Raw genomic sequence first — 5,864 nt, 5'->3', positions numbered from 1 at the left:
CCAGCCATTGGCTGGGCGCTCAAACAATGCTTATAAAAGAGGGTTTTTATCTGCTTAAAAAGCGAGTAGTATTAAGCCATCTGCCATCCTTTGCAGACCCCTAGCCCCCTTCAGTTTGCCGACTGTCGGGGGTTTTCTGTTTTAACCAGGTGTTTTTTCTTCCGGTTGAACTTGCCCGCTTTCTGGGTCAGTTTGGTCGGTCATTAGCCACAATGTATAACGTGGCCATCTCCTACAAACGGCAGCCAGTAAGTCACCCTTGGGCGCTCTACCAGTTAGCTCTATATTTTCTATAGTTTTTTTAGGAATTCCAATTAGTTGGGAAAACTCGGCCCGTCCGCTTGTTTCGGCTTCACGTATTTTTCTAATTTTTTCAGCAAGTTGGTACGCCATAAATAGCCCCAAAAAAACAGCGTGTGGAACGTTACCCGAAGGCGAAGTTACCACACGCTACAAGTAAACAATCGCTAGCGTTTAGAAATGAGGCGCTTCTCGTTCTCGTTTAGCTGGTCACGATGCAAATAGCAGCCAGGAACGGGCGGCGGTGTGTGTAAGACACCATTATTAAACGCAGCAATTAAACCTATTACCTCATCATTTTCGGTAACAGCCCAAACCGCCACATGATACAAAATAGGATCGCTGCTGCTTCCCTGGGGGGCATCATGGCGAAAAAACCAATCACTTGCAGGGCTTATTGATTTAAATTTCATGGGATTACTCCATACCAAAATCTTGATCTTGGGATTTGCTAGCAGTTTTTGTAGCTGTTTGTTTATTAGTATCAGAAAGCTCGTTTTCATTACCAGCATCTAATTTTTCATAACCAGTGTGAAGATTATCGCCAGTAATTTTATAGCCTAGTTCGGCCAAGCGACTCTTTGCGTCATCCATATATTTATCAGCAGCCGCTATATTTTTTTCCAAGCGTTCTATCTCTTTTGCAGCCACAGCTTCAGATTCTTGAGGTTCGCCATAGTCACGGCTGGTGTCTGAAGATATTGCTATTCCCTGCTGTGCATCTGATTGTGCATCTTTTAGGCCATGAACGTAGGCGGCAATTAGATTAGGCGAGTCACTATGCTCTTTAGCAAGAGGCTTAATGTTGTAACCATCACCCATAGCCTCATGTTGTAGGTCACTAAGCTCATTAGAAACTTGTTTCTTATTAACTTGATAACCCAATTCAACCTCTCTCCTTTCTGAAGCTGCATTAAGGTTCTCTCTTTCGGCATCGGCAATCTTGCGTTGCGCGTCCATCTGCTTTTGCTCCCGTATGTCCATGTATTCGAGGCGTTGTTCTGCGGTGTCAACCGCCTTTTGGCCCTCCTCTACACCTGCTTGTAATTCCGCTGTGTCTAAGTCCCTCGTCTGTTGAAGCTGATCGCGGTACTCTGGATCGACGTTGGCTCTGTCAAGCATCTGCTTATCCTGACTAAGCTGCTCTTTAGCGGCACTGTGGAATGCCTCAAGTTGTTTTCGGTCAGACGCAATATCGTCTGTAAGATCGTATGCCTTACCAGCCATGAACGCAGCTTCCAGCTTCTTTTCAATATGGTTTTTATTGTGGTTTGTCGCTTCTTTAGACTCTGCGGTTGCTTCTACGCCCGCCGTTCCTGGAGTTTTAGTCTCCGCTCTGGGCGTTGCTCCTTTCGAGGGGGTATACGTTTGGCTGTCAGCACCCTGGGATACCTGGTTTTGACTGTTAGTAATCCCCATTTCGGCTTTTTTATCAGCAAGTTGCTGGTTCATTTTCTTGTCAGAGAACGTAATATCTAAATTCTTCTCTGCGGCAATTTCAACAATCGAAGCTTTGAATTCTTTAGTGCCACGAATATCTAAGTTGGTGCCGTAACGGTTAATCGCATAATCTAAACCAACTTCGATATTAGAGCGCTCATTGCCCCTGCTGGGAAACGACAGGTGTTTTCCTGTATCACGGAAAAGCGTTTTCTGGGTTGTTTTAAGTTTAAAGTCAGTTCCGTTTTCAGTTTGCAAAGGGGTAAGGTCTTGCATTTTTATCTTAGACAAGCCTTCGCTTTTAACGGCTTCTTTAGCTGATTTTTGAGCACGTTTTACGGCATCGCTAGGTGCAAGATTTTTATCTGCCCCCATTGGCTGAATGGCGTTAACTTCATTTTCAAAATTGTTTTTATCTTCTGCCCAAGCATCATTTTTTGCTTTAAATGCTTTTTTTAATTTTTCCATGTGTTTCATATCGTCACCTTCATTAGTGAGTTCTTTGTAAAATGGTCGAATAGAGTTTCTAGCTTCTCTTATAGAGTTGCTGTGTTCCTCCTTTAAGGTTTCTAGCTTCACCATTTTATTATAAATAGCCAATGACTCAAGGTAAACTTTTTGAGGATAGTTTAACTTAATAGTTTTTATATTCATTCGTTCTAGTCGGTAATCTTCTAATGTCTGTTTTCTTTGGTTCTTATAGTCTCTATTGATACGTTTCTCTAAAAATCTAACGTCATGCTGTTTAGTGTTAATGTTAGAAGTGAAATCATGCCACTCTTGTTTTAGTTTATCCTGAGTGATTGGCTCAATTGGTTTTTGGTTTTGCTGATCATGATAAAGCGTAGTAAGAACTTTCTGTGCTTGGGGCCAATCTAGCCCAATATGTTTAGTAAGAAAATCGGTGTTAGACAAATTTCGTGCGCCCGAAGAAATTCGATAATCACCATTTTTATTTTGCGTGATTTTATGCTCTTTTGGGTCTATCAAATAAGTTTTCTGGCAATAATCTAACAAGCGTTCTGGTGCAACTTTGTTTAAGTCGCCAGGATCAGGGGTGCGTTTAACAGTTTCAGCAGCTAAATGCTGGATAGCAGAACTTAATCCTCCATCGGCTCCATGTGTTGACCGTCGCAATCGTGCAGCATTATCCGTTTGCTCTCCTCCGGCATGTACGTGTGAACGTGCATCACCCTGCAATAGCAATAAAGTCCGTCCTTGCTGGTGTACCAGAGTGCGTTCATGCAAGCTTTGCACGCTGTGTACTCGTCTGGAGCCAGGGGGCTTGAATGTTCCTCTAGTTCTAAAATGACTGGGCTTATTGTTGCCTTTTCCTGTAAGACTGTATCGCTCATCTTCGCTTACTCCTTCTATGGTTTTATGCCGAGCGTAAAAGTGGTCTTCTCGGTTGTTTAAAAAGGCGGTTTTATCGACGCCTTGCAGTGCTTTATAAGCGTTTCTAACGGGTTTAGACGCATCGTGTATGTATTTAATCTCTTTGCTTCTACGTTCCTTCCAGTCAGTTACACGCTCGTTAATGACTTTTGGAGAGAGTTTTTCAAATTCAAGTTTTCCATCATCTAAAAAGCTTTTCCTAAATACGGGTTCCCGTAAGTTAGTAAACTTTTTTTCACCCTCAAACTTAACCGCTAAATACTCGTTATCCTTTCCCGCATTCCTTACCTTCACTTCACCCTTTTCAGAAAGCTTATCTTGAAACTCCTGGTAAGTAGCATTTTTAGCGGTTTCAATTGCTCGCTGTTTGGCAGTCGGTGTTTTTTCACTGGCTTCTAATTGCTGCTTATACTTACCCAGCGCATCATTTTTGTTGTGAAGCGTTACTCTAGGGTTATATCTTGGAGACTCTAAACCATGATCTTGGTTAATTTTCTCTTGTATGGCTTCAAGGAAATCAACATTTTGCATGTAGTTTCCAAACGGGTTAAGTCGCCCACTGCTAATAAGATTTTGCTTAGGTAAAACAATGTGAACGTGTGTTAGTCGGTCGTCAAATCCTGCTGTTTCTGAGTTATAGATGCTTTTTAATCTTGGATGATGTATTTCAGCGTAATAATTAAACTCGTCTGCTTTGTAAGCAGCCATGCTTGTTTTAATAAAATCGGTTACAGCATTTTTAACCTTATCTGTTTCAATGTTTTTTTCTTTAAAAGACATTGTGATATGCAAATATCTTTCTTGGCCTTTATCCGCTATAGAGTTAATTATTGAGTCTGTTAGCTCTAGGTCACCATAAATAGGCTCACGGCGGTCTAGCTCGTCGCGGCTATAATGGCGATCTTGTTTTTGTCCTTTTTCCAGGTAGTCTTTAATTCCGCTATTACCACCTGTGATCCTAACGAGCATTTCTTACTCCGCGCCGCATATATTTCTCAATAGATGCCAATAAATTTATCCCCCTATTTAGCATCGAACGGTTTATAATATTAGATTTAGCAGCATAGTTAAGTTGATAAGCTATTTGATTAAGGTTATTTGATGCTTTGTTAGCAACAAATAGGAGTTTTTTATAATCAGTTGGAGTTTCGGTTTTAGCTTTAATCTCAATTTTTGGTTTTAGTGTTAAAAACACTTCACGGAAAAACTGACTACGGTTTTTCCCGCTTTTTTCTAAGGCCACTCGGTATGGCTCATATTCTGCTGCTGATAGACGAAAACTAATTACGATACTATCGCCTGTTTGCTTAGCCATGCTGTTGACCTCCGATATTGGCACCTGGGGTTGGTTTTAGCCGCGTTAGCGGCTGGGATTCAAAGGGCACCCTTTGGCACGACGGATTATACAACGTAGCGAAGCGTAGTGTATACATCCGTGACGTGCCTGTAGTTTTGGTGGCATTTTTCTATGGGTCGCTTAGGGGTCGTATAGGGGTTGTATATTGAGTGGAATTTGTTATCATGGGTCGGCTAGGGGTCGGTCAGGGGTTTTTTTTCTCCTTATGGGTCGCTTAGGGGTTGGTTAAGGGTCTTTTAGGGGTCGCTAAAAGATGTTTTAATAAAGTCATGAGTTGAGTGTTATGAATAAGCCGATAAATACGCCTGACAAGCTGCAAGAATTGATAGAAAGTGATGGTGTTTCGGAAAGAGATAAATATGCGGCATATGTCTGTAAAGCCTACTACTCGTATATCTACGATCTTAAAAATCATTATGGTTTTCAGTTAAAAAGGATTTTAGAAAGCATCAATCTAGCGCTAGGTTTGAATGGCGATGATGTGATAGCTTATCAAGCTTTTAGGTCTTCTATGAGAAGGATAGAAGCAAAAAGAGGACAGCCAAGATTTCCAGTTTTAAAAGCCACTGAAACGAATGAAGAAAAGGCTAAAATAATTCGTGCGCACGAAAAGATAAGTAATGAGAAAGTCAAAAACAGGCAAGAAAGCGATTATGTAGAATTATCGAATGAGTGGCTGGAATTATTAAAAAAACATCCGGTAATGAAAAAACAAACAATATTAACTGCTATTGAAAATGGCTTGACTTACGATGAAGCTGAAGAAGCGGATAGTAAAGGTATTCGAAAATTCGCAGAAATTGTAAATACTTATTGTGCTAGAAAATTCACATAGGAGAAATGCAATGTTACAAGCCAGCGATAAAAAAGTGATTGCTCTTAACTACTCAGGAAATGTTGGTAAATCTACGATTTGCAATGCGCTTCTTCTACCCCGCATTGAAGATGCTGAATTGTTCCGTGTAGAATCTATTAATAGTGATGGTCATGGTGAAAGTGAAAAAATTAGTGCTATCAATTATGGCGAATTACTAGAAAATATTGAAATGTCTGATTCTTGTGTAGTTGATGTTGGTTCTTCTAACATCGAAACATTTATATCTAAAATGTTTTCCTACAAAAATAGTCATGAAGAAATTGATCTGTTTGTAATACCTGTAACCCCAGATGACAAGCAAATTAGTGACACTTATTCGGTTTATACTTTTTTAGTAGAAAATGGCGTTAGCGAAGATAAAATAAAATTTGTTTTGAATCGCGTGCAACGCAATATTTATAGCCCTGAAAATGAATTGGATAAATTTAAAAAATCTGTAATTGCTCAATTCATTGATTTTGATAATGTCGCTGTGGTTTATGAATCAGACTATTA

General features: G+C 40.2%; 6 protein-coding genes. 2 read left to right on the top strand and 4 right to left on the bottom strand.

What is annotated here, in order from left to right; translation table 11 throughout:
* Positions 1 to 141 precede the first annotated feature (141 nt).
* From INT22_RS04515 to INT22_RS04500, 4 genes are all read right to left on the bottom strand, one after another.
* Positions 142 to 393, bottom strand: coding sequence for a helix-turn-helix domain-containing protein (locus tag INT22_RS04515; protein ID WP_193067745.1), 252 nt, complete (start codon positions 391 to 393; stop codon positions 142 to 144).
* Positions 394 to 467: 74 nt separating this feature from the next.
* The gene (locus INT22_RS04510) at positions 468 to 713 is read right to left on the bottom strand and encodes a methionyl-tRNA formyltransferase (protein ID WP_193067744.1); all 246 of its coding nucleotides are present in this window, start codon (positions 711 to 713) and stop codon (positions 468 to 470) included.
* A 4-nt stretch (positions 714 to 717) separates the two neighbouring features.
* Complete coding sequence (locus INT22_RS04505) at positions 718 to 4,104, bottom strand: LPD7 domain-containing protein (protein ID WP_193067743.1); 3,387 nt, start codon at positions 4,102 to 4,104, stop codon at positions 718 to 720.
* Positions 4,094 to 4,450: a plasmid mobilization protein gene (locus INT22_RS04500; protein ID WP_193067742.1), complete on the bottom strand. Its 357-nt coding sequence runs from the start codon at positions 4,448 to 4,450 to the stop codon at positions 4,094 to 4,096. Before INT22_RS04500 ends, INT22_RS04505 begins: the two co-directional genes overlap by 11 nt.
* A 325-nt stretch (positions 4,451 to 4,775) precedes the next feature.
* Between INT22_RS04500 and INT22_RS04495 the strand changes: the two genes are divergently transcribed.
* The gene (locus tag INT22_RS04495) at positions 4,776 to 5,327 is read left to right on the top strand and encodes a hypothetical protein (RefSeq protein ID WP_193067741.1); all 552 of its coding nucleotides are present in this window, start codon (positions 4,776 to 4,778) and stop codon (positions 5,325 to 5,327) included.
* Between the two features lie 10 nt (positions 5,328 to 5,337).
* Positions 5,338 to 5,864, top strand: a 527-nt coding sequence (locus tag INT22_RS04490) for a transcriptional regulator (protein WP_193067740.1), incomplete at its 3' end; no start/stop codon positions are given.

It is taken from the genome of Halomonas sp. 3D7M (assembly GCF_014897885.1).
Taxonomy (GTDB): domain Bacteria; phylum Pseudomonadota; class Gammaproteobacteria; order Pseudomonadales; family Halomonadaceae; genus Vreelandella.
Note: the sequence above shows the minus strand (reverse complement) of the source record. Positions and strands in the feature narration are given on the sequence as shown.

Bases quoted from the DNA above. Each gene is read 5' to 3' on its own strand.
- INT22_RS04500 (WP_193067742.1), bottom strand. From the start codon at position 4,450: ATGGCTAAGCAAACAGGCGATAGTATCGTAATTAGTTTTCGTCTATCA.
- INT22_RS04495 (WP_193067741.1), top strand. From the start codon at position 4,776: ATGAATAAGCCGATAAATACGCCTGACAAGCTGCAAGAATTGATAGAA.
- INT22_RS04505 (WP_193067743.1), bottom strand. From the start codon at position 4,104: ATGCTCGTTAGGATCACAGGTGGTAATAGCGGAATTAAAGACTACCTG.
- INT22_RS04510 (WP_193067744.1), bottom strand. From the start codon at position 713: ATGAAATTTAAATCAATAAGCCCTGCAAGTGATTGGTTTTTTCGCCAT.
- INT22_RS04515 (WP_193067745.1), bottom strand. From the start codon at position 393: ATGGCGTACCAACTTGCTGAAAAAATTAGAAAAATACGTGAAGCCGAA.